The 20,920-nt window shown below is 56.1% G+C and carries 22 protein-coding genes; 9 read left to right on the forward strand and 13 right to left on the reverse strand.

Going from position 1 to position 20,920, the window contains the following annotated elements; translation table 11 throughout:
• Positions 1-65: 65 nt before the first annotated feature.
• The gene (locus AC222A_RS07790) at positions 66-2,321 is read left to right on the forward strand and encodes a TonB-dependent receptor (RefSeq protein WP_486774828.1); all 2,256 of its coding nucleotides are present in this window, start codon (positions 66-68) and stop codon (positions 2,319-2,321) included.
• A 110-nt stretch (positions 2,322-2,431) separates the two neighbouring features.
• Here the strand turns inward: AC222A_RS07790 and AC222A_RS07795 are convergent, their stop codons facing one another.
• The 3 genes from AC222A_RS07795 to AC222A_RS07805 form a co-directional block, all read right to left on the reverse strand.
• Positions 2,432-2,884 (reverse strand): nuclear transport factor 2 family protein, encoded by a 453-nt coding sequence (locus AC222A_RS07795; protein ID WP_372758195.1) that lies wholly within the window; start codon positions 2,882-2,884, stop codon positions 2,432-2,434.
• A gap of 170 nt (positions 2,885-3,054) precedes the next feature.
• The gene (locus tag AC222A_RS07800) at positions 3,055-4,242 is read right to left on the reverse strand and encodes a lipid-transfer protein (protein ID WP_372758194.1); all 1,188 of its coding nucleotides are present in this window, start codon (positions 4,240-4,242) and stop codon (positions 3,055-3,057) included.
• Between the two features lie 17 nt (positions 4,243-4,259).
• On the reverse strand, positions 4,260-4,694 hold the full coding sequence (locus AC222A_RS07805) for a Zn-ribbon domain-containing OB-fold protein (protein WP_486774829.1): 435 nt from the start codon (positions 4,692-4,694) through the stop codon (positions 4,260-4,262).
• Positions 4,695-4,945: 251 nt separating this feature from the next.
• On the opposite strand from AC222A_RS07805, the gene AC222A_RS07810 reads away from it, so the two are divergent.
• The 3 genes from AC222A_RS07810 to AC222A_RS07820 all read left to right on the forward strand — a co-directional run bounded on the left by AC222A_RS07810 (position 4,946) and on the right by AC222A_RS07820 (position 8,060).
• Positions 4,946-6,133 carry an acyl-CoA dehydrogenase family protein gene (locus AC222A_RS07810; protein ID WP_372748857.1) on the forward strand — a complete coding sequence of 396 codons (1,188 nt, stop codon included), beginning with the start codon at positions 4,946-4,948 and terminating at the stop codon, positions 6,131-6,133.
• A gap of 14 nt (positions 6,134-6,147) precedes the next feature.
• Entirely contained in the window at positions 6,148-7,284 is a 1,137-nt protein-coding gene (locus AC222A_RS07815) for an acyl-CoA dehydrogenase family protein (RefSeq protein WP_486774830.1), read from the forward strand.
• Positions 7,285-7,436: 152 nt separating this feature from the next.
• Complete coding sequence (locus AC222A_RS07820; protein ID WP_372748859.1) at positions 7,437-8,060, forward strand: DUF502 domain-containing protein; 624 nt, start codon at positions 7,437-7,439, stop codon at positions 8,058-8,060.
• A gap of 2 nt (positions 8,061-8,062) precedes the next feature.
• Here the strand turns inward: AC222A_RS07820 and mltF are convergent, their stop codons facing one another.
• The 3 genes from mltF to AC222A_RS07835 are packed head-to-tail and all read right to left on the reverse strand — an operon-like array spanning position 8,063 to position 11,045.
• Entirely contained in the window at positions 8,063-9,391 is a 1,329-nt protein-coding gene (gene mltF, locus AC222A_RS07825) for a membrane-bound lytic murein transglycosylase MltF (RefSeq protein ID WP_372748860.1), read from the reverse strand.
• Between the two features lie 3 nt (positions 9,392-9,394).
• On the reverse strand, positions 9,395-10,153 hold the full coding sequence (locus tag AC222A_RS07830; RefSeq protein WP_372748861.1) for a crotonase/enoyl-CoA hydratase family protein: 759 nt from the start codon (positions 10,151-10,153) through the stop codon (positions 9,395-9,397).
• Between the two features lie 4 nt (positions 10,154-10,157).
• A complete protein-coding gene (locus tag AC222A_RS07835) occupies positions 10,158-11,045 on the reverse strand; it encodes an alpha/beta hydrolase (RefSeq protein ID WP_486774831.1) in 888 nt (295 codons plus the stop codon).
• Positions 11,046-11,151: 106 nt separating this feature from the next.
• Between AC222A_RS07835 and AC222A_RS07840 the strand changes: the two genes are divergently transcribed.
• Both AC222A_RS07840 and AC222A_RS07845 read left to right on the forward strand, forming a co-directional pair.
• Positions 11,152-11,982 carry an SDR family NAD(P)-dependent oxidoreductase gene (locus AC222A_RS07840; protein ID WP_372749845.1) on the forward strand — a complete coding sequence of 277 codons (831 nt, stop codon included), beginning with the start codon at positions 11,152-11,154 and terminating at the stop codon, positions 11,980-11,982.
• A 16-nt stretch (positions 11,983-11,998) separates the two neighbouring features.
• Positions 11,999-13,216 carry a DegT/DnrJ/EryC1/StrS family aminotransferase gene (locus tag AC222A_RS07845; RefSeq protein ID WP_372749846.1) on the forward strand — a complete coding sequence of 406 codons (1,218 nt, stop codon included), beginning with the start codon at positions 11,999-12,001 and terminating at the stop codon, positions 13,214-13,216.
• Between the two features lie 35 nt (positions 13,217-13,251).
• Here the strand turns inward: AC222A_RS07845 and AC222A_RS07850 are convergent, their stop codons facing one another.
• The 4 genes from AC222A_RS07850 to rimO are packed head-to-tail and all read right to left on the reverse strand — an operon-like array spanning position 13,252 to position 16,671.
• Positions 13,252-13,773 carry a hypothetical protein gene (locus tag AC222A_RS07850; RefSeq protein ID WP_372749847.1) on the reverse strand — a complete coding sequence of 174 codons (522 nt, stop codon included), beginning with the start codon at positions 13,771-13,773 and terminating at the stop codon, positions 13,252-13,254.
• Positions 13,767-14,624, reverse strand: coding sequence for an Nmad3 family putative nucleotide modification protein (locus AC222A_RS07855; RefSeq protein WP_372749848.1), 858 nt, complete (start codon positions 14,622-14,624; stop codon positions 13,767-13,769). Before AC222A_RS07855 ends, AC222A_RS07850 begins: the two co-directional genes overlap by 7 nt.
• The gene (locus AC222A_RS07860) at positions 14,621-15,334 is read right to left on the reverse strand and encodes a 16S rRNA (uracil(1498)-N(3))-methyltransferase (protein WP_372758888.1); all 714 of its coding nucleotides are present in this window, start codon (positions 15,332-15,334) and stop codon (positions 14,621-14,623) included. The genes AC222A_RS07855 and AC222A_RS07860 overlap by 4 nt, the downstream gene beginning before the upstream one ends.
• Positions 15,335-15,336: 2 nt before the next feature.
• Positions 15,337-16,671, reverse strand: coding sequence for a 30S ribosomal protein S12 methylthiotransferase RimO (gene rimO / locus AC222A_RS07865; RefSeq protein ID WP_372749554.1), 1,335 nt, complete (start codon positions 16,669-16,671; stop codon positions 15,337-15,339).
• Between the two features lie 105 nt (positions 16,672-16,776).
• Here rimO and AC222A_RS07870 point away from each other — a divergent pair, with 105 nt between their 5' ends.
• Positions 16,777-17,646, forward strand: coding sequence for a 2-keto-4-pentenoate hydratase (locus AC222A_RS07870; protein WP_372749553.1), 870 nt, complete (start codon positions 16,777-16,779; stop codon positions 17,644-17,646).
• 5 nt (positions 17,647-17,651) lie between these two features.
• On the opposite strand, the gene AC222A_RS07875 is transcribed toward AC222A_RS07870, so the two are convergent.
• Genes AC222A_RS07875 through AC222A_RS07885 form a run of 3 tightly spaced genes read right to left on the reverse strand, consistent with a single transcriptional unit; the run spans position 17,652 to position 19,250 of the window.
• On the reverse strand, positions 17,652-18,146 hold the full coding sequence (locus AC222A_RS07875; protein ID WP_372749552.1) for a DUF2244 domain-containing protein: 495 nt from the start codon (positions 18,144-18,146) through the stop codon (positions 17,652-17,654).
• Complete coding sequence (locus AC222A_RS07880) at positions 18,124-18,831, reverse strand: RluA family pseudouridine synthase (protein WP_372764307.1); 708 nt, start codon at positions 18,829-18,831, stop codon at positions 18,124-18,126. The genes AC222A_RS07875 and AC222A_RS07880 overlap by 23 nt, the downstream gene beginning before the upstream one ends.
• Before the next feature lie 38 nt (positions 18,832-18,869).
• Positions 18,870-19,250: a cereblon family protein gene (locus tag AC222A_RS07885; RefSeq protein WP_372749550.1), complete on the reverse strand. Its 381-nt coding sequence runs from the start codon at positions 19,248-19,250 to the stop codon at positions 18,870-18,872.
• Between the two features lie 53 nt (positions 19,251-19,303).
• On the opposite strand from AC222A_RS07885, the gene AC222A_RS07890 reads away from it, so the two are divergent.
• Both AC222A_RS07890 and AC222A_RS07895 read left to right on the forward strand, forming a co-directional pair.
• Positions 19,304-19,993: a class I SAM-dependent methyltransferase gene (locus AC222A_RS07890; protein ID WP_372797875.1), complete on the forward strand. Its 690-nt coding sequence runs from the start codon at positions 19,304-19,306 to the stop codon at positions 19,991-19,993.
• Complete coding sequence (locus AC222A_RS07895; RefSeq protein WP_486774832.1) at positions 19,990-20,910, forward strand: LLM class F420-dependent oxidoreductase; 921 nt, start codon at positions 19,990-19,992, stop codon at positions 20,908-20,910. The genes AC222A_RS07890 and AC222A_RS07895 overlap by 4 nt, the downstream gene beginning before the upstream one ends.
• Positions 20,911-20,920: the final 10 nt, after the last annotated feature.

Raw genomic sequence — 20,920 nt, forward strand, 5'->3', positions numbered from 1 at the left:
GCAAATAGGCATTACCCAGAATGGGGCGATTTTTTTACTACGATAATTAGCAAGTTGAGGTCGTTATGGGGAAGAGTAAGGCGGGATTGGCAGTATTGTCCGCACTGGTGGCGCTGCCAGGCGCTGCCGGGGCGCAGACACGCAGCACACAGCTGGAAGAGGTGGTGGTTACCGCCCAGAAGCGGGCTGAATCTCTGCAGGACACACCTATATCACTGGCGGCCTTTTCCGGCGACCAGTTGGAGCAGTTCGGCATAGACGATTTGGGCGATATTACAGCCCGCACTCCCAACGTGGATATTACTCCGTTTCCCAATAGCCGCAGCTCGCTGGTGATCTTTATGCGAGGGGTTGGCAATAACGATAGCCAAACCACGCAGGACCCGGCGGTCGGGATCTATTTCGACGGCGTATACGTGGGGCGCAGCATTGGTCTGACCAAGGATGTGGCGGACCTTGAGCGTATTGAGATTTTGCGTGGCCCCCAGGGAACCCTGTACGGTCGCAATACCACTGGTGGGGCGATTAATATGATCAGCGCCAAGCCTGCTGGGGAGTTTGCCTTAAAGGGTGTATTGGCGGCCGGTAACCGAGACTACCAGAAGGCCTTGGTTCAGCTGGACACGCCGACCATTGCCAATCTCAGCGCCAAAATCAGTTACTCCAAGGCAGAAAAGGGGCCCTGGGTTGAAAATGCCAAGGGCGGTAAAGGCTTTGTAGAAGAAGATCGCGAAGCCGGTCGCTTTGTTCTGCGCTGGGATATCAGCGATACGTTTTCTCTGGATTACGCCTACGACATATCGGAAATTGTTGGTCCGCAACCCTATTATCAGGTGTTGCGTATTAATGAAGACCGGGCAGTGACGCCGCAAAATCTGGCTGATGCCATCGCCGGTGGTGCATCGCAAGACACCATTAACAACCTGCAGAATGATCTGCTGGTGGGAACGCTCTTCACGCCGCAGTTTCGAGAGCGCGCCAGCGAAGATCGCCTGAGTAAAGGTGAGTGGGATGTGCCGGTCGAAGATTCAGTGACCGAGGTCAGTGGCCACACATTGACCCTCACTTGGGATTTGCCTTTTGGTACGCTGAAATCGATCAGTGCCTATCGCAAAGTATCCGAAGACGTGATCATGGACTATGGCGCCGGGGTTGAGTGGTTTGATGTCATGGTGGCCATTGATCAGGATCAGACCTCTCAGGAACTGCAGCTGGTCGGCGATATCGGAGAGTCGGTCAACTATGTGGCAGGGCTATACTATTTTGAGGAAAATGGCTTCGAGCATGAGGTAGACACCATCGGTGGCTCGGTCGGTGAAGACAGAACCATCACCTCGGAAAACAAGGCATCGGCGATTTATGGTCAGCTGAGCTGGACGCCAGAATCACAGCGCGACCTGACCTTGACAGTGGGTGCGCGCTACACCGAAGACGATCGCTGCGCAGAAAAGTACAGCATCAATTTCACCAATTCGCCTAATAATACCCAGCAGGCCTGTGACACCTGGAGCAACTTTAACCCGAGCATCACAGCCTCCTACGACATCAATGATCAGGTAAACACCTATGCCAAAGTGGTTACCGGATACAAATCGGGAGGCTACAACGTTCGTTCCACGGAGGCCGGGTTTCAGCCGGCCTTTGATGAAGAGGAAATGATCGCCTATGAAATTGGGGTGAAATCCACCCTGGCAGATAATCGGGTGCGTTTGAACGCAGCGGTGTTCCGCAGTGACTACACAGATATGCAGATCCAGCAGATTCTGGATAATACGGCGGTTTTCCTGACAGACGTTTTTAACGCCGGGGAAGCCGAGATTCAGGGGTTTGAATTTGACCTGACGGCGATCCTGTCGGAAGGCCTCACCTTGAACCTGGGCTACGGTTACACCGATGCAGAATTTGTTGAGGTTATCGACAATAACCCGAATTCGGCGACTTTCCGGCAGGATGTCAGCGACCGCTACATCATGCCCTATGCCCCGGAAAACACTTACAGCTTGGTGCTGGAGTATCAGTTCCCGTATTTCGGTATCGGCAATCTGCGTGCAATCGTGGACTATAACTGGCGCGACGAGCGCTACGGCACTGCCAGTAACGACGATATGGAAGGCTTCTTTCTGGATGATTACGGCCTGTTAGGCGCGCGCCTTAACTGGTCCGAAATTGATCTGGGGGGCTCTGAATTGAGCCTCGCGTTGTGGGGTAAAAACATCACTGACGAAGAGTACCTAGTCCACGATATCAGTCAGGCCTATTTCCACAGCGGCTACTTTGGCGAGTTGGCCAGCTATGGCCTTGATGTCACTCTGCAGTTTTAACGGGGGCGCTAAGCCGCCTGTTCCGTGGTTCCCTTGCATCGAAGATACCGGCGCAAGGGAGCTGCAGGGACATAATGGGATGGGCGCTGCCGTTGAGCAGTGGTTTAGCTTCAGGGGCCGTCGCGAGGTTCGATATTCTCATAGCTCAGATAATCGTTTTTCATTCTCTTAATCTTCCACTCGCCATCAATCTTCTCGTAGTTTTCAAAATACTGAACATTGATGCGGCTGCCCACTTGCTCGCTGTGCCTGAGCAGAATTACCTGTACTAACCAGCGGCCACTGGCGGTAGTGTCAGAGGTAATATCAAGGAGGCCATTGGCGCCGCGGGGCATCTGTTTGACCAAGTCTTCACTGTGCAACACCATGTCGAAAAATGATCTGATAGCTTCGGTGCCACTCAGTTCAATGCCCATGCCGTATTCGAGAAAGGCGTCAGGGGTAAAACAGTTCACCAGCGCATTGACGTCCTTGTCCAGAATGGCGAACCAGTAGCGGTAGCGCAGTTTTTGTATGTCGCTTTCTGCTTCCAGGCGGGCTAGCCGGCGTTCCAGGTCAGTCATAATTCATCCTCTATCGCCAGCTGTTGTGGGCCAGCGTTTGTTATTGTCAGGAGGGATTAGGGCAGATCGAGCCCCGGATCGTCAATTGCAGCGTTGGGGGGCAATCAGATTACTGAGGCTTGGGTTCTGCACAAAGTGCAAAAGCCAAGCCTCGCAAGCAAGTTCCGGGGTTAGCGCTTCACAATGACCGACGAGCCATGCCCAAACAGCCCCTGGTTGGCGGTAATGCCGACCTTCGCGTTGTCCACCTGCCGATCACCGGCCTGCCCACGCAACTGCCAGGTCAGCTCACACACCTGGGCCAGTGCCTGCGCCGGAACGGCTTCGCCAAAGCAGGCCAAGCCGCCAGAGGTATTTACCGGCAGGCGCCCGCCAAGTTTAGTAGCGCCTTCGCGTACCAGTTTAGCGGCCTCACCGCGGGCACAGAACTGGAGGTCTTCGTACCAGTCGAGCTCAAGCGCGGATGACAGGTCATACACTTCGGCAACGCTTACGTCTTCCGGTCCAATGCCAGCCTGTTCATAGGCCTTTATCGGTAGCAGCGCGCGAAAGCGCTGTGCGTCGACACCGGCAGCGGCCGCTGAATCGGTAGCGATATCCGGCATTTCGACGACTTCACTGGCAAAGGTTGGGGTAACGGTCGAAATCGCCGCAACCTTTACCGCATCGCCTTTGCCCATTTTTTTTGCGTAATCCATGCTGCAGACTATCAGAGCAGCGCCGCCGTCCGAGGTGGCACACACATTCAGCAGGCGCAGCGGGTCGGCAACCATGGCTGATTGGGCGACATCGTCCAGCGTGAACTTTTTCTTGTAGCGAGCGTTGGGATTGGTAAAGCCGTGTTCGCTGTTTTTTACTTTCACCAGACCGAAGTCTTCTTCAGTGTCGCCGTACACGTCCATTCGGCGGCGGGCGTACAGCGCAAAGTAAGTGGGGTTTGTGATGCCCAGGTAAAAGCGTACCCAGTCCGGGTCTTCTGGGCGGTAGCCTTTGGCCGGAGCCAAAAAGCCCTTGGGTGTGGTATCGGCACCCACCACCAGCGCCACTTCGCATTCGCCGCTGAGGATTTTAGTGCGCGCAGCTGCCAGTGCCTGTGAGCCGGAAGCACAGGCGGCATAAGAGGTGTTTACTTCTGCACCCTGCCAGCCCAGTGCCTGTGCAAAGGTAGCGCCGGCCACATAGCCGGGGTAGCCGCAACGCATGGTGGCGGCACCGGACACAAAGCCCACGTCTTTCCAGTCAATGCCGGCATCGGCTATGGCTGCGCGAGCCGCGTGTACGCCGTATTCGACAAAATTGTTGCCCCATTTGCCCCAGGGGTGCATACCAACGCCGAGAATGGCGATATCGTTACTCATAATCTTCTTCAGCTCCCTTACGCGACCGGTGTCCACTTCCACGTGACCTTGGTGTCTTCCTCGGTCTCGTGGAGGGTTTCAAGCACCAGTTCAACGTCCATGCCGACTTTCAACTGATCTACATCGACGCCCTTGATCACCTGCCCAAGTACTATCATCTGCTCTTCGGCCAGCTCAACAGCCGCGATGGCGTAGGGCACAAAGGGATCGTCGGCCACAAACGGCTCCGGTGGTTTGTAGCAGGCATTGGTGTAAGACCAGATTTTTCCGGTTCGGCTCAACGGTACTTCGCTGAACTCGCTGCTATCGCAGGACGGATTGCGACAGTACTTCAGCATTTTCGGGAAGTAGTAGGTGCCGCAGCTGTCGCAGCGGCTGCCGAGCAGCTGCGGCTTTTCGGTGTCGAGGGTGTGCCAGCCTTCAATGGCGGCATTGACGGGTTTTGCACTCATTCAGAGGGTCTCCGGCGAGTTTATACCAATAGGCGACAATACTAGCTTTCAGGCCGTGGGAACAACAGCGAATCCGGCCAGATTACTGGCCCAATACGCCGTTTGGGTGACGGCAATTGTCAGCGGAGGTTGACTGGATATGTCAGTGCTTTGAGAGGATTCGCTATTGTTCTGTTCGGGCCAGTGCCTATGATGGTGTTTTGTTTGGCGGCTACCGCCGCCAGCCCCTTGCTGGCAAACGAGGACGAGTAATGAAAGTCGAATTTACGCCGGAACAGGAAGCGCTGCGCACGGAGCTGCGTGCCTACTTCAATGATTTGATGACCCCTGAACTCAAAGTGGAGTGCGACCGAGATATGGGGGAGGGCGGTGGCCCGCTGTGGCGCGAGGCCCTGCTGAAGATGGGGCGCGATGGCTGGATCGGTGTGGGTTGGCCGAAAGAGCTTGGCGGCAAGGGCATGAGCCCTATTGAGCAGTTTATTTTTGTGGAAGAGGTGATGCGTGCGGGTTACCCCTTCCCCTTTCTCACCACGGAATCAGTAGGGCCGCAGTTAGCCGAACACGGCAACGAATGGCAGAAGAAAAACATTGTTCCTAAAATTTTGACAGGCGAGTGCCTCATTGCCATCGGTTATTCGGAGCCGGGCGCTGGTACCGATCTGGCTCGATTGAAAACCACCGCGGTGAAAGACGGCGATGAGTGGTTGATAAACGGCCAGAAAATGTGGACCTCCCTGGCCCATTTCTGCGACTACGTGTGGTTGGCCTGTCGAACGGATCAGGATGCGGAAAAGCCACACAAGGGAATTTCCATGTTCCTGGTGCCGACCTCAGATCCAGGTTGGAGCAGCACCCCGGTGGTGACGCTGGGTGGTGTGCGCACCAACGCAACTTACTACGACAACATCCGCGTAACTGACGACGCGCTGGTGGGTGAACTGAACAAAGGCTGGAAGCTCATTACTGGTCAGCTCAATCGCGAGCGTTTGAGTCTGGTGAATTGTGGCCCAACTCAACAGCTGTTTAACGGTGTCGTGAAATGGGCGCAGGAAACCGAACTGCCCGAAGGCGGTCGACTGATCGACCAGCCCTGGGTCCAAACCAATCTGGCAAAAGTGCGCGCCGGTGTCGAAGCGCTGAAGTTGGTCTGTTACAAACAGGCCTGGGCCATGACCGAGGGAACCTTGGATATGGCTGATGCTTCTGCGGCGAAAGTCTATGGCTCCGAATTTTTTATCGAAGTTTACCGAGCGCTGGGTGAAGTTATGGGGCAGATGTCACTGGTCAGTGAGCACTCGCCTAACGCTCAGCAACACGCATCCCGGGTTGAACGTCTGTATCGCACGGCGTCGATTATCACTTTTGGTGGTGGTACCAACGAAATTCAACGCGACATCATTTCGGCGGCGGGCCTGTGGATGCCGCGCGCAGCACGCTAAGCGAGGACTGACTTATGAATTTTGGATTCAGCGAAGAGCAACGCGACGTACAGAACCTGGCCCGGGAAATCCTGTCTGATCAGGTGTCGCCGGAATCATTGAAAGCCAGCGACGAATATGGAGCTGAGCGATACGATGGCGCGCTGTGGGCGAAATTGGCAGAGGCCGGTCTGCTCGGTGTAGCCCTGCACGAAAGCTATGGCGGCATGGGCTTCGGTTTTACCGAGCTGGCGCTGTTTGTGGAGGAAGTTGGTCGCACTATCGCACCGGCGCCGGTGATTCCGGTGTTGGTCTCGGCCGCTTTGCCGGTGCAGCAGTTTGGCACGGATGAACAGAAGGAGAGACTGCTGCCGGGGGTGGCCAGTGGCAAGACCCTGCTCAGCGCGGCGTTGATGGAGCTCAACAACGAAAATCCGGCGACGCCCTTGCTTACCCATGCACAGGCTGACGGCTCTGGTTTCACGGTGTCGGGCAAAAAGTTGTGTGTACCGTTTGCGCAGCGGGCCGAACGCATTGTGGTTTCGGCGAAAACAGATAGCGGTGTGGTAGCGCTGCTAGTGGATCCGAACGCTGCGGGTGTGACCCTCAATGCCATGAAAGTTACCACCTATGAACCACAGTACGAAGTGGTGCTGGAGAATGTGAGTGTAGCCGCCGAGGATGTATTGGCGGGGGCCGACACCGGTGCGGAGGTCATGCAGTGGCTGACCGAGCGCACTACCGCGGCCCTGTGCGCACATCAGGTGGGTGTGACTGACTGCGCGATGCGTATGACAGCTTCATACACCGCCGAGCGTAAACAGTTTGGTGTGCCTATCGCGACTTTTCAGGCAGTAGGACATCGCGCTGCAAACTGCTTTATTGACGTGGAGTGCCTGCGCTTGAATACCTATCAGGCGGTGAGTCGCTTGTCGGGTGGCTTGCCTGCCACAAATGAGGTGCAGATTGCCAAGATCTGGGCTGGTGACGTTGGGCACCGGGTTAGTTACGCGGCTCAGCACTTGCACGGCGGCATGGGGATAGATCGCGATTATCCACTTTGGCGCTACTGCACCTGGATGCGCCATAACGAGATGATGTTGGGCAGTTCTGCGAAAAATCTGGCGGCGTTAGGCAAGCGAATCGCCGCTGGTGAGGCGTTTTGTCAGTAAGGCTATTGGGCTCTCGCTTGCCGTTGGGAAGCGAGAGCCCACCTTAGGTACGGTATACAAGTAATAGAACTCCGTCGCATTCCCAAATCCCTTCCTTGCCCCCTCGCGCGGGCTATGCTTCCATCGTGGTTTTAGTCTGAGCTCCTATTCCCATGATGCGAAATTTCAGCGCCGCCTTTTTCCGTGGATTGATCGTTCTGTTACCCGTTGTGATCTCGATACAGGTCACCATCTGGGTCTTCAAGACAATGGAATCCTGGCTGGCGCCAGGGCTGAAAGCTATTTTGGGCGGAGTTTACTTTCCCGGCATGGCCATTATTTTGGTTGTGTTACTTACCGCGATTATCGGTTTCAGCTCGCGCTGGCCGGCCGCTGATTTCTTCTGGGGCCTGCCAGGCCGGCTACTCGAGCGCTTGCCAGTACTCAAGCAGATCTACGGTGCGCTGAAGGAAGTCATGGATATCATGGGTGGCAAGAAGTTTGAGGAAGAGTCCGTGGTCATGGTGGAGCTGCCCGGTACTGAGTCGAGCCTCATCGGTATTGTGACCGTGAACAAGAAGGGGAACGGGAATACCATCGCCAGCGAACTCAAGGAAGATCAGATCGCGGTCTATTTGCCGATGAGTTACCAGGTAGGGGGGTATACCGTGATCGTTCCTAAAAAATATACTCGCCCCTTGAAGCTCACCCCGGCTGAAGCTCTGCAACTGGTGTTAAGCGGCGGTGTTATTTCTGAGAAAACGCGGGGCGTTCTAAAAGCCGGCGAGCAAAAATAACATTACTGCTCAGCCAGCTTCTGTTCAATGATGTTCTGGTAATTACGAATACGTTGCACGTAAAGCACGGGCTCGATGCCCCGAGCATAGCCGTACTTCAGGTTTTTGTAGTATTTCTTTTCGGCCATTAGCGGTAGTACCGCTTCGATATCTGCCCAGCGGTACGGATTTTTGTCGAGCCTTCGGGCTAGCGTTTGCGCATCATGCATATGGGCGCGGCCTAGATTGTAGGCGGCCAGTGCCAGATAGGTACGATCCGGTTCAGGGATATCCTTGCGAAAGCGAGAACGCATTTTAGCCAGGTACTTGGCGCCGGCAGGTATCGCCTGTTCTGGCTTAAGCCGGTTTTTTACGCCCAGTGATTTCGCAGTACTGCGGGTTAGCATCATGATTCCCTTGACCCCGGTGGGGCTGGTGGCTTTGGGGTTCCAGTGGGATTCCTGGTAAGCCTGGGCCATCAGCAGGGTGGGGGGAATTTCATGTTTCCTGCCGGCGTCTTCGAACAATTGGCGATACTTGGGTAGACGAGTTTTTATGCGTCTCACCAGCGCTCGGGTGTCCACAAAGTCAAAATTGTCTATGTAGCTGTAGTAGCGGTGTTCCACCAGCTGCAGTGCTCTGTCGCCGGCCTCGCTGTTAAAAAAACGATCAGCCGCGCGTTTCAGTCCGGTGGCCTCTCTCGGCATGGCCCAGACCAGTGTATCTTCGGTTTGCAGGTCAAACATCACCAACAATTCAGGCATGTAGCGCCGATTCACCGCAACGATATGAGAATCGGCCACCGTGCAATCGATCTTTTTCTCCCAGACCTCGCGCAGCAGCTGTTCGCTGTCGGCGTCGCGACTCTGCCACTGTAGCTTTGGGTGCGTTTTCTTCAGAGTTTTGAGTGTGTACTCGTAAGCGCTTTCGGTGCTAACTGCCAAGGTAATCTGCGTTAACCCGGCCACATCGCGCGCCTTCTTTTCGCCGCGCCGACAGACTACTTGCTGCTGGATACTGCGGTAGTGTTGCGAGAATAGAAAACGTGATTTGCGTTCGTCAGTGATACTCAACCCTGCAGCTGCCAGGTCGGCTTTTCCCTCTTCCAGTACCTGAAGTACGTCGGCGACGGTGTCCACCACCACAAAGGAAACGGTTCGCCCCTGGTCTTTTGCAAAGGCCATGACCAGATCGTGTTCCGGACCTACCGCTCGCTGATCCTGGTTGAAGTAATAAGTGGTCGGGGCATTGCGTGTTACCACTTTCAATGTGGTGTCTTCAGTCGTGGCACCCTCGTCTTGCGCACAGCCATACAGCAGGCCACATGCCAGCAACAGCAAGGGTATCTTCATGGCTTAGCTGCCTTCGCCATGGCGCCCTGCGCCTTTAACAAATTGTGATACACCATCGGCGAAGCCCCGTGATTGCAAATATTGCCAGCCCAGCTCTCCTTCGGTACGCATGGCCTCGGCAAATGGTTTTCCAGCGGCCTGCTGAACACAGGTACGGTCGGAAAGCATACAGGCCTGCGGGTGTCGGGCTATCTGCCGCGCAAGTTCCAGCGCAGTTGCCAGTGCCTGGCCATCGGCGCAGCGACGATTGGCCAAACCGATTGCATAAGCTTCGTCAGCGTCCACAGCTCGCCCGGTCAGGATTAAGTCCATGGCGCGGCTTTCGCCGATGAGTCGCGGCAAGCGCACAGTGCCGCCGTCTATCAGAGGTACACCCCAGCGGCGGCAGAATACGCCAAACACGGCACTGTCTGCGGCAACGCGCAAATCGCACCACAGAGCGAGTTCCAGCCCACCCGCCACGGCGTAACCCTCTACCGCAGCAATAACGGGCTTGGAGGGGGTATGCCAGGTTGGGCCTAGCGGCCCATGACCAAAGTTCGGGTTCCAAGGAATGCCTTTGTCCAAGGCTTTCAAGTCTGCGCCGGCGCAGAAATGACCGCCGGCGCCGGTTACGACCGCCACCGCTGCAGCGTCGTTTTCTTCAAATTCTTGCACCGCTTGCCACAGGGCAATGCCGGTGTCGGTATCGATTGCATTTCGAAAATCCGGGCGGTTCAGGGTGATGATGGCGACGTTGTCGCTCTGTTCTACAGTAACCATTGATCTATTCCAGGTGTGCGTTCAGAAAATCGGCAATGCGCTGGCAACCTGCCGCGCACTCCGGTGCCAGCGCGCTCAGGCCGTGGTAACCGTGAATCATGCCGGGGGCAATATCGAGGACCACGCTTGTTCCGGCCTCACTGGCCAGGGCCGCTGCGCGCCGGGAATCATCGCGGGTGATGTCTTGGCTACCAGACGCGAAATACAGCGGTGGCAAGTCTCGTAGGTCAGCAAACAGAGGGGATACGCGGGGGTGGTTGGTCGGTGTGTCAGCGGCGTAATCGAGTCCGCGCGCGCGAATCCATTCAGTACAGACAAAAGGGTCATCGCCGGTGTCTTGCACGGCGGCCTTGCCGCTCATGGTGAGATCCAGCCACGGTGTAAGGCCGGCGTAGGCTGCAGGCAAAGGGAGCTTACGATCTTTGAGTTCACACAGCATGCTTAAGCCGATACCCCCGCCACAGGAGTCACCAATAACAGCCAGTTTATGGGGTGCAAAGCGTTCCAGTAAGAATTGATATACCGCGAGGCTGTCGTCCAGAGCAGCCGGAAAGGGATGTTCCGGGGCCAGACGATAGGCATACACAACCACCGGGCGCTGAAAAAAACGGCTCAAGGCGGCGGCGTAGGGCACATAATGCTCTACTGACGTCGATACAAAGGCGCCGCCGTGCACCATCATTACCGCGCTGTCATCATCGCGAAGCTGAGGGGTTTGTACGCTGACAGCATAAACGGGGCTGTTCACGAGCTCGTTGACCTGCGCATCATCGGGAATGGCGGTGGGGTGTATCGCGTGCATCTTGTCCCGAACCAGGTATACGGGGTCCGCCGGGTTTGCAAGGCCTGGCTGGAGGGCTGCGCGTAATTGCCGATACTGATTTGAGAGCATGATGATTGTGTCAGGCTTTGTTATGGGTTTACCTTGTCACAGTAGACTATGTGATAACAACCTGCTGAATAAAAACGTATCAAAATAATAAGCGAGAGAAAAACGCATGGGCCGGAAAATAGCTGAACAGTATGGACCGTGGGCATTGATAGCCGGCGGCGCGCAAGGTATCGGGCGGGCATGGGCTGAGCGGCTGGCGGAGGAGGGATTAAACCTCCTGGTACTCGACCGCGAAGTACAGTTGTTGCATAACGCCTGTCGCGATATTGCCGCTGCGCATGACGTTTCGTGTGAACCTTTAGTTGCGGATCTCGCTAACCCTGATGTGCTGGCTAGTGTTACTGCTGCAGTGGGTGAACGAGAGGTGGGGCTTCTGGTCTACAACGCGGCAATGGCGGATGTTGGGCCGTTCTATAAACAGCAGGGTAGTCTCGAAAACGAATTGATCAAGGCGCAGGTGAATATGTTGTCGCCCCTGAGCATGGTGTATCACTTCGCCAAGCCCATGCTGGCTCGTAAACGCGGTGGTATTGTGCTGATGTCGTCAGGATCGGGGTTCCAGGGAGCGCCTTACTACGCCCACTACGCGGCAACCAAGGCCTACAGCATTGTCTTGGCTGAATCACTATGGTTCGAATTTAAACCCTACCATGTGGATGTACTGGCCTGTGTGGCTGGTATGACGCTGTCGCCAGCGGTAGCGGCTGCGGTTGAACGGGGTGAGGGCCAGCACAGTGTCTACCAGACGCCGGAGGAGGTGGTCGAAGAAGGGCTGGCTGCGCTGGGCCGCGAACCCAGTCATGTGTGTGGGGTGCACAATCGCGACAATCAATCCCAGCTAAACAGTTTGCCGCGGGAACAGGCGATCACCGCGATTTCCCAGCATGCCGTACGAAATTTTCTTGATGACAAGACACCAACTCAGTTGCTGGATTAAGCCGGAGGGAATTGACATGCCATCAGTGAAGCGAGAAATCCGATACGGTGGAGCCATGCTCGACCAGCGAGAAATCGATGCAGTGGTCGGCGTAATGAAGACCGGCATGGCTGTCGGTGAAAAAGTGATGACCTTTGAAAAGCGCGTAGCGCAGCTGATGGGTCACAAACACGGCGTGATGGTTAATTCGGGTAGTTCGGCACTGTTGCTGACCATGCGTATGCTGGACCTGCCCAAAGGCAGCGAAGTTATTACCCCGACACTGACCTTTGGTACCGATATTTCCAGTATTGTTTGTGCTGGCTACGTGCCGGTATTTGTGGATGTTGAAGCGGATACCTATCAAGTGGATGTCGAAAAGATTGAAGCGATGATCAGCGACAAGACCCGAGCGCTGTTGGTGCCCAACCTCGTCGGTGGAATGCCGGACTGGGATGACTTGCGTGCGCTGGCCGACAAACACCAGCTAATCTTGATTGAGGACAGTTGCGATACGCTCGGTGGCAGTTTTCGCGGCCGGCCTTCGGGGGAGCGTGCCGATATATCGGTTACCAGTTTTTCTATCTTTCACATCATTACGTGCCTGGGTAATGGCGGGATGGTCTGCTTTAACGATGATGCACTTTTGGATAGGGGGCTATCGCTACGCGCCTGGGGGCGTTCGTCAGAGAAGTACCTCTACGGCACCAAAATGCAGGAAAGCGATGGCCGTTTTCTTGAAGAGATGGACGGGGTGGAGTACGACGGCATGTTTATCTTTGAAGATATAGCCTACGGTTTTATTCCTAGTGAGGCAGGCGCGGCTTTCGGTATTGAGCAACTGAACAAGCTGGATACATTCAGCACGCTGCGCAGCAATTTGTTTGAGAAACACACCGCCTTCCTCAGCAAACACAGCGATATTTTTATCACACCCCGGTTGCTTGAAGGTGTGGTCACCACCTGGATTTGCTACCCGGTGCAATTACGTCGGGAGTTGGGCTGGAGTAGGCGTTCGTTGCAGGTTTATCTTGAAGACAACGGTATATTTACGCGGGTGGTATTCTCGGGCAATGCAGTACGCCAGCCGATGATGCGGGGTGTGGAATATCGTGCCCCCGCTGAGGGCATGCCCGCGGCAGACCAGGTAATGGAATATGGCTTGATGCTTCCCTGTCATCCGACAATGACGGATGACGATTGTGACTATCTTTACGAGGTTATAGAAGAGTGGATAGCACTTCAGCGCGGATAGCTAAGGGCTGTTCAATAACGCGTTGAAATAACGCTCTAGCGATAGGCTAGGCGTTCCGGGCAGTGCTTGCCGCGTGGTGCGCGCTTGTACCAGTCCGGTCCACGCCCTTTGGCGTACTCTTCAAAGCGGTTGCCACGTTCTTCTTCCACCACAAAACCCCAGGGCTGAATGCGTGGAATGGTGTGCCAGAACAGGGTCCAGGTTTCCGGTTTTGCTTCCACTATGCGGTGTAGGCATTCACTGTCGATGCGGTTGAAGCTGCCTGCCTTGAGCTGCCGTGATGTAACGGCCATGTTGTTATAGTTATCCGGGGTGTTGCGCTCAGCTGTGTACTCCAGATAGCCACCGGTCAACAACAGAGCGTTGGATTGCTTCCACGGGTGGTTGTGCAGACTTTCATCCACATCACCGCCGAGAAAACGGTGTAGGTAAAAGCGCCGGCCGAGCAAGGAGCACAGGTAGTAACGCTCCAGATACGGGTGTTCCTTGTCGCCGCGAATAATTTTGCAGGGCAGATGACTACTCACAAAATACAGAATTCTCGTGAACTTCAGCATGCCGGTTCCAATCCGCAGGTGTCCTCGATAAGTTGCTTCGCCCAGGGCCGAGCCTTGGGGTAATAAGTGGTATCCAGTACAAACTCCTGTCCGCGGGCAGCTGCCTGCAATGTGGTCCAGCGCGAACATCGCTGCCAGCGGTCAAGGCGCTGATGATAGCTCAATGAGGGCTTGCCTTGCGAGGGATAAAACCAGCGGGGAAGTTGCCAGTGTGATACAGCGTTGGCATTGGGTGCGGTGAGCTGTAAGACCGGTGAATAGCGGGGAAAGATGCCAGCTCCCGGTATCCCGGTGGGCGCTGGGCCGAGTTGTAGTTCCGCTCTAGGCACGTAGAGAGTGTTGTGTTGAAAATCCTCGCGCCCGCAGTGCGGGTGGTAGTGGGCCCAGCGCGGTAATCTGGTGTTGTCTGTGAGGTTTATGATTTCGGCGACCTGAAACCAGCCCCACAGTATGTGTCGTGGCTGTGCGGTTTGATCCCAGTGCCAGCGCCCAGCCTCATGGATGACGCGGCGGAACAACCCGAAAAATAAAAACAGATCACCGACGTCCACTCCCTGGTTGCGTAAATGACTTTGTGCGGCACCGTGCTGGCCAAACAGTGGTCGCCAGCCGCGCTTGCGTTTAAGGCTCTGCCTAACCACATCAGGGTCCAGGTGGGCCCCGCTGGATAAGGATAATTTGCCGCGACTCAGATCGCGGATAAGGCCGTCGGGCAGTGGTAGATCGCCGTAGTGGATATTCGACCCCTCATCGGGAATGGGTAGCGATAAAAGTCGGCCGTCCGGCAAGATTGGGCTGGGGCAGCCGCCAGCCGAACTGTCAAAGCCCTTGCGGCTGAGAATGATCTTCACGGGAATAATTTGGCCAGCAGGGTGGGCACCGCACTTTCAACCCGCAGAATGCGCTGGCCCAAGGTCATACATTGCATACCCGCCCCGCGCAGTTTTTCGACTTCGTAGGGAATAAAGCCGCCCTCCGGACCGACCGCCAGTATGGTTGGCTCTGGGGCCGGCGGTGGCGAGCAGCTGTCACTGTAGGGGTGGGCGATCAGGGCCCGCTTGTTCTGGCACAGCGCCGGCAGCTGGTCTTCCACAAAGGGTTTGAAGCGCTTTTCAAACTGCACAATAGGCAGCACGGTGTCTCCGGCCTGTTCCAGTCCTTCGCGAAAGTAGCCGGTGATTTTTTCTTGGGTAAGCAGGGGGCTCTGCCAGTAAGATTTTTCTACCCGGTAGCTGTTCAGCAGAATCAGCTGCTCTATTCCCAGCTCTGCTGCAGTTCGGCAAATGCGGCGTGCAGCTTTGGGGCGGGGTAGCGCCAGTATCAGCGTGATGGGCAGTTTGGCAGGCGGTGAGCTGGTGCAGTGAATATCAATCAGACGTGTTTCGCGCTCATTGCTGTGGCCAACGACCGCGCTTCCGGTATCTCCATTGAGTATCCCGACTTTGAGCGTATCGCGCGCAGCACTTTTCAGTACCGTACGAATATGGTGATGGCGGCTGTCCCTAAGGATTACACTGCCATCCTTTTGCAGCTCGTGCTTGTGGAGCAGAAGCAGATTCATGGTCAGGCGGCGCTGGGAACGCCCCAGAGATCGTATTCGTCAGCGTCTACAATATCCACGAGCAAGGCATCGCCTGGCCGCAAGTCGGTTACGCCGTCGAGATAGACCTTGCCGTCAATTTCCGGCGCATCGGCGTAGCTGCGGCCAATGGCGCCTTCTTCGTCTACCTCATCGATCAGTACTTCCAGTTGCTGACCGATCCGTTGTTGCAGGCGGGCACTCGAAATGCGCTGCTGGGTCTCCATAAACCGCTCCCAGCGTTCCTGCTTGATGTCGTCGGGTACCGGGTCGGGCAGATCGTTGGCGCTGGCCCCGTCCACCGGCGAGTATTGGAAACAACCCACCCGGTCGAGTTGTGCCTCTTCAAGCCAGTCGAGCAGCATCTGGAAATCTTCTTCGGTTTCGCCTGGAAATCCTACGATAAAGGTGGAGCGAATCACCAGATCGGGGCAGATCTCGCGCCAGGCTTTGATGCGCTCGAGGGTTTTTTCCTGATTCCCGGGGCGCTTCATCAGTTTGAGAATACGCGGGCTGGCATGCTGAAAGGGAATGTCCAGGTAGGGCAGTATTTTGCCTTCAGCCATCAGCGGGATAACCTTGTCTACATGCGGATAGGGGTACACGTAATGTAATCGCACCCAGACACCAAGTTCACCCAGCGCAACAGCAAGATCCTGCATGCGGGTTTCCAGCGCGTTGCCGTCCACAAAGTCGAGTTTGTACTTCAGGTCCACGCCGTAAGCGCTGGTGTCCTGAGAAATGACCAGCAGCTCCCGGGTGCCGCCGTCAACCAGCTGTTTTGCCTCGGCTACCACGTTCGCAATTGGACGGGAAACGAGGTCGCCACGCATGGATGGAATAATGCAGAAACTGCAGCGATGGTTGCAGCCTTCGGAAATTTTCAGGTAGGAATAATGGCGCGGTGTCAGTTTGATATTGGGTACGAGATCCAGATGCGGGTTGTACGCCGACGTATTCTGGTTCTGGCTGGGAACAAATTGATGTACCGCGCCAACCACCTGTTCGTAGTCGGCGGGACCGCTGACGCTCAATACACCGGGGTGCGCCTGCTGGATGGTCTGTGCATCCTTGCCCTTGCCCATGCAGCCGGTCACAATCACCTTGCCATTTTCATTCATGGCTTCACCGATGGCATCCAGCGATTCCTGTTTGGCGCTGTCGATGAAGCCACAGGTGTTGACCACGACCACGTCGGCGTCTTCGTAACTGGGTACTATGTCATAGCCGTCGAGACGCAGCTGGGTGAGAATGCGCTCGGAGTCGACCAGGGCTTTGGGGCAGCCCAGACTGACAAAGCCGACTTTGGAATTGGACATAAAAACCTCGGGTGTTGAGCAAGCGTGATCAGGGGGCAGTATTCTACCTGAGCCGGTCTGTGACAGCCATGCCAGCTGGGCGAGGTGCGAAATAAGGAGAGCAGTGTGAAAAATGGGTTCAGGGGAGTTGGCAGGCGCCGGTTGCTGCTGATAGGGGCGCTCACAACAGTGCTGCTGACGGGCTGCAGCACGGCGCCAATACTGTTGCCGCCAGCGCAGCAGGCGCCGGCCAAGGCTTCCGGCCCATTTGAACCGCCCCAGTTATCTGTCGCCGCCAATGAGGCTAACAATCTTGCTGCGGCTTACGGCGCGCAGAAAAGAAAGGTTGATAGCGCACTGATGGGGCGCGCGCCCTCTGGCTTCAAGGCCGGCCTGACCACGTTGGCCGGTCAACAGCGTTTTGGCCTGCGAGGGCCTGTTGCCGGGGTACTCTGGCCAGATACGGGGCTGATCTTCAATGGCGATATTACCGAGGTCAACCGGAGTTCATTCCGCAAACCCATGCTGGAAATGGAATTGGCGTTCAAGATCAATACGCTGATCCCGGAACAACTGGCAGATGTTTCGGAAGTACAATATGTGGTGTCCGAGATCATGCCCGCGGTGGAGTTGCCGGATCTGGGTTTCGACAGTGAAGTGGGAATCACAGGTGAGGCGATTGTTGCCGCCAATGTCGGCGCGCGCTATTACGTGCTGGGCGCACCGCTGTCGGTAGACGGGGTCGATGTCAACGCGGTGCGCGCGCGTCTGCACCACGACGGGAAATTTATCGAGCGCGGAGAGGCTACCCAGGTAATGGGCAATCAGTGGCGCGCGCTGTTCTGGATGATTAACACGCTTGTGGAGCAGGGCTGGGTACTTCAGCCCGGCCAAGTGCTGCTGACGGGCGCGATGGGTGAGATGACTCCCCTAGAGGCCGGTATCTATGAGGCGCGGTTCAGTGGTTTGGGGGAAATCCGCCTGCAGGTGAACTGACGACCTCAGGCATTGAGCTGACAGTCGCTGCTGTGACCTCTAACCCTCAGGCCGAGTGTTTTCAAGGTGGACAGCACCTGTCGCAAATCCTCCTCAGTCAGAAATTCGCCGATGGAGATGCTGTTGCTGCCATTGCTTAGCTTCAGTATCAGCCGATTATCTTCACAGACGTGAATAGCGGTATCGATCCGAGTCCAGCGCCAGCGCTGTCTGGGGCGATAGACGCCTTTTTCAATTATCAATGATTCCCCTGAAAACCAGAGTATCTGGCGGTAGTGCAGGTTCAGGTTTACCCGATACAGGGCCGCACCCAGCGCGATAACTTCCAGCCCGGCGAAGGGCAGTATCAGCCAGGCGCCGATGGCGGCAAAGGCACTGGCAATGACGATACTTATCAGTGCTACTGCAACAATCAGCCGTTGATTGGTCTGCCAGTCGGCAGACCGGTTGGGTTTCAGAATCAGGCAGTGGCCGCTGTCACACGCTTGCAGTTCGATCATGGGCGCGATCCGTCAAAGGCGTCAGGGAGGCGTTACTAAACGGGGCAGGGGAGTCCAGTGTCAGCCACTCTCCCGATGCCGGATGTGTGAAACCCAGTTGGGTGGCATGGAGCAGCAGGCGGTTAGCACGTCTGCGCACGGTGTCCGGTGCATAGAATTCACAACCGAGGATCGGGTTCCCGATATGCGCCATATGCAAACGCAATTGGTGGGAGCGTCCGGTGACCGGTTCCAGCACAACAGTGCTTTGGGCTGACTCACTATGCAGTCGCCGAAAGCGGGTCAGGGCTTTTTTGCCATTCTGCCAATCGACTTTCTGCCGTGGTCGTCGAGGCCAGTCACAGATTAACGGCACACCAATACTGCCCTGCAAGGCGGTTGTGCCCGCGACAACTGCCAGGTAGCGCTTTTGGATCTGGCGTCGCTCAAACAGCTTTGACAGCTGCCGGTGAGTGTCTGCATCGCGCGCCATCAGCATCAGGCCAGAAGTGGCCATATCCAGGCGATGAACGATGCGGGCCTCCGGGTAGTGCCGCTGAACGCGACCGATCAGTGAATCTTGGTTGTCCGGGTGGCGCCCCGGAACACTGAGCAGCCCTGCGGGTTTATCCACGACCAGCAGTTGCTTATCGCTGAATACAAGGCGGTAATTTTCTTGGCAGTAGGGTACCCGAAAGTCAGACACAGCCGTCTCGCAAATGGCAGATTTTACGCCGTTGGAAATCAACCGGAAATGGCCAGGCGACTGATAATAAGCCCGAAAAAACTGTCGTGATCCGGGTTCTCGTAGTACCACCCCATATGCTCGTGGCACTCGCTGCAGGTGGCGTATTGCCAGTAAAACGTGCGAAACCAGCTGAAGGCAGGGGTGGGTTCGCCACTAATTGAGCAGCCGGGGGCGGTATCAAAGCAGGCAAGCTGGAAGGTGATGTTGTGGGGGTTGACCACCCGGTGTTCGTGCGCGCCCTGCACACTGAGTCGCGCCTCTTTATGGGTAATAGGGGACAGGCAGAGACTGCACAGAATGAAGTCTTCAGGTTGGCGTTCTTCCATGCTCAGACAGTCGTCCAGCCAACTCGGGAGTATCGTGTCTTCAGTGGCCATTGGCTACAATGCTCCGCTGTCTACCCATAATGCTCAGTATAGGATGGCGATTCTTGTCTCGCAAAGGTCTTAATGCCGAATTGACGGCGCTGGTGGAGCGCTCTGTGCGCGGTGCACGCATCGAGCAAACCAGGCTGCCACTGGTGCCCGAAATTGAACTGTTCCTGCTTAACGAAGATTACCCCCAGCATGCGCTCAGCGATGAGGAAATTCGGTGGTTGATGGATAACCCCGCGTACTGGTGTTTTTGCTGGGCGAGCGGCCAGGTGTTGGCGCGGTTTGTGTTGGATAACCCGCACTGGGTGGCGGGTAAAACGGTGATGGATTTTGGTTGTGGGTCCGCCGTTGTTGGCGTAGCGGCGGCATTGGCAGGCGCTGAGCGGGTTATTGCCTGTGATCTCGACGCGGATGCTTTGCGGGCCAGTGCGCTTAACGCGGCGTTAAATGATGTGACGCTGGATTACGTTGCCGATGCGAATGATTACGAGGGGCCCTGCGATCTCCTGATTGTTGCCGACGTGCTCTATGACCGCGCCAACCTGCCACTACTGAAAAGTTTTTTACAGCGTGCTGATGAGGTTCTGCTGGCGGACTCGCGGATCCGCGATTTCTCAGAACCCGGTTATGTCCGTATGGGAGGGCAGCGCGCGTTTACCGTGCCGGATCTGGCCGAATCCGAGGAATTTTCACATGTCAGCCTGTATTATGGCGGGCATCGACAGATAACGGGGACAACGCAATGAAAATTGGCATAAAAATCGGGCTCAGCAGCGGTCCTGAAGTTACCTTGAATAATCTCATTAATATCGCGCAAGACGTCGAAGCGCGCGGCTTTGCCAGTTGCTGGATGCCGAATATTTTTGGGCTGGATGCAATCTCCACTCTGGGTATTGTTGGCTATGCTACCCAGTCGCTGGAATTGGGCACGGCGGTTACCCCGACCTATCCACGTCATCCGGTGGCGATGGCGCAGCAGGCGCTGACGAGTCAGGCGGCTGCGGGGGGGCGCTTTGTGCTGGGCATTGGCCTGTCGCATAAGTTCGTGGTCGAAGACATGTTTGGTCTGGACTACAGCAAGCCTGCCAGCCATATGGAAGAGTACCTGGAAGTGTTGCAGCCTTTGTTGGCCGGCGAATCAACCAGCCACGCCGGCGCCCAATATCGCGTGAATGCGACCTTCAAAGTGCACGATGCCCCGAGTAAGCCCCCAGTCATCGTCGCCGCACTGGGACCGCGCATGCTTAATATTGCAGGCCGGCTGGCGGAAGGCACGATTACGTGGATGACCGGAGCCAAAACCCTGGCCAATCATATTGTTCCAACCATCACGCAGGCCGCTGCGGCGGCAGGGCGGCCGACGCCACGTGTGGTGGCGGGCTTGCCTGTTGTCCTCACCGACAAGCCAGACGCTGCGCGAGCAACGATTGCCGAGCAGCTGGCCCTGTACGGTCAGCTGCCCTCCTACAAGGCTATGCTGGAACGCGAAGGTGCTTCGGGGCCTGGTGACATTGCCCTGGTGGGCGATGAAACCACCTTGCTCAAGGAGTTGCAGTCATTGCGTGATGCCGGTGTGACAGACCTGAATGCGGCGGTGATGGAGCTGGAGCCGGGGCAGTTCGATCGCACTCTGGAGTTTCTCGCCAGTGAGATGCAGGCATAACTAGGTGACT

Source organism: Litorivivens sp. (assembly GCF_057445395.1).

Excerpts from the sequence above, each read along its gene's own strand:
- AC222A_RS07790 (WP_486774828.1), top strand. The coding sequence starts at position 66 with ATGGGGAAGAGTAAGGCGGGATTGGCAGTATTGTCCGCACTGGTGGCG.
- AC222A_RS07795 (WP_372758195.1), bottom strand. The coding sequence starts at position 2,884 with ATGACTGACCTGGAACGCCGGCTAGCCCGCCTGGAAGCAGAAAGCGAC.
- AC222A_RS07800 (WP_372758194.1), bottom strand. The coding sequence starts at position 4,242 with ATGAGTAACGATATCGCCATTCTCGGCGTTGGTATGCACCCCTGGGGC.
- AC222A_RS07805 (WP_486774829.1), bottom strand. The coding sequence starts at position 4,694 with ATGAGTGCAAAACCCGTCAATGCCGCCATTGAAGGCTGGCACACCCTC.
- AC222A_RS07810 (WP_372748857.1), top strand. The coding sequence starts at position 4,946 with ATGAAAGTCGAATTTACGCCGGAACAGGAAGCGCTGCGCACGGAGCTG.
- AC222A_RS07815 (WP_486774830.1), top strand. The coding sequence starts at position 6,148 with ATGAATTTTGGATTCAGCGAAGAGCAACGCGACGTACAGAACCTGGCC.
- AC222A_RS07820 (WP_372748859.1), top strand. The coding sequence starts at position 7,437 with ATGATGCGAAATTTCAGCGCCGCCTTTTTCCGTGGATTGATCGTTCTG.
- mltF (WP_372748860.1), bottom strand. The coding sequence starts at position 9,391 with ATGAAGATACCCTTGCTGTTGCTGGCATGTGGCCTGCTGTATGGCTGT.
- AC222A_RS07830 (WP_372748861.1), bottom strand. The coding sequence starts at position 10,153 with ATGGTTACTGTAGAACAGAGCGACAACGTCGCCATCATCACCCTGAAC.
- AC222A_RS07835 (WP_486774831.1), bottom strand. The coding sequence starts at position 11,045 with ATGCTCTCAAATCAGTATCGGCAATTACGCGCAGCCCTCCAGCCAGGC.
- AC222A_RS07840 (WP_372749845.1), top strand. The coding sequence starts at position 11,152 with ATGGGCCGGAAAATAGCTGAACAGTATGGACCGTGGGCATTGATAGCC.
- AC222A_RS07845 (WP_372749846.1), top strand. The coding sequence starts at position 11,999 with ATGCCATCAGTGAAGCGAGAAATCCGATACGGTGGAGCCATGCTCGAC.
- AC222A_RS07850 (WP_372749847.1), bottom strand. The coding sequence starts at position 13,773 with ATGCTGAAGTTCACGAGAATTCTGTATTTTGTGAGTAGTCATCTGCCC.
- AC222A_RS07860 (WP_372758888.1), bottom strand. The coding sequence starts at position 15,334 with ATGAATCTGCTTCTGCTCCACAAGCACGAGCTGCAAAAGGATGGCAGT.
- rimO (WP_372749554.1), bottom strand. The coding sequence starts at position 16,671 with ATGTCCAATTCCAAAGTCGGCTTTGTCAGTCTGGGCTGCCCCAAAGCC.
- AC222A_RS07875 (WP_372749552.1), bottom strand. The coding sequence starts at position 18,146 with ATGATCGAACTGCAAGCGTGTGACAGCGGCCACTGCCTGATTCTGAAA.
- AC222A_RS07885 (WP_372749550.1), bottom strand. The coding sequence starts at position 19,250 with ATGGCCACTGAAGACACGATACTCCCGAGTTGGCTGGACGACTGTCTG.
- AC222A_RS07895 (WP_486774832.1), top strand. The coding sequence starts at position 19,990 with ATGAAAATTGGCATAAAAATCGGGCTCAGCAGCGGTCCTGAAGTTACC.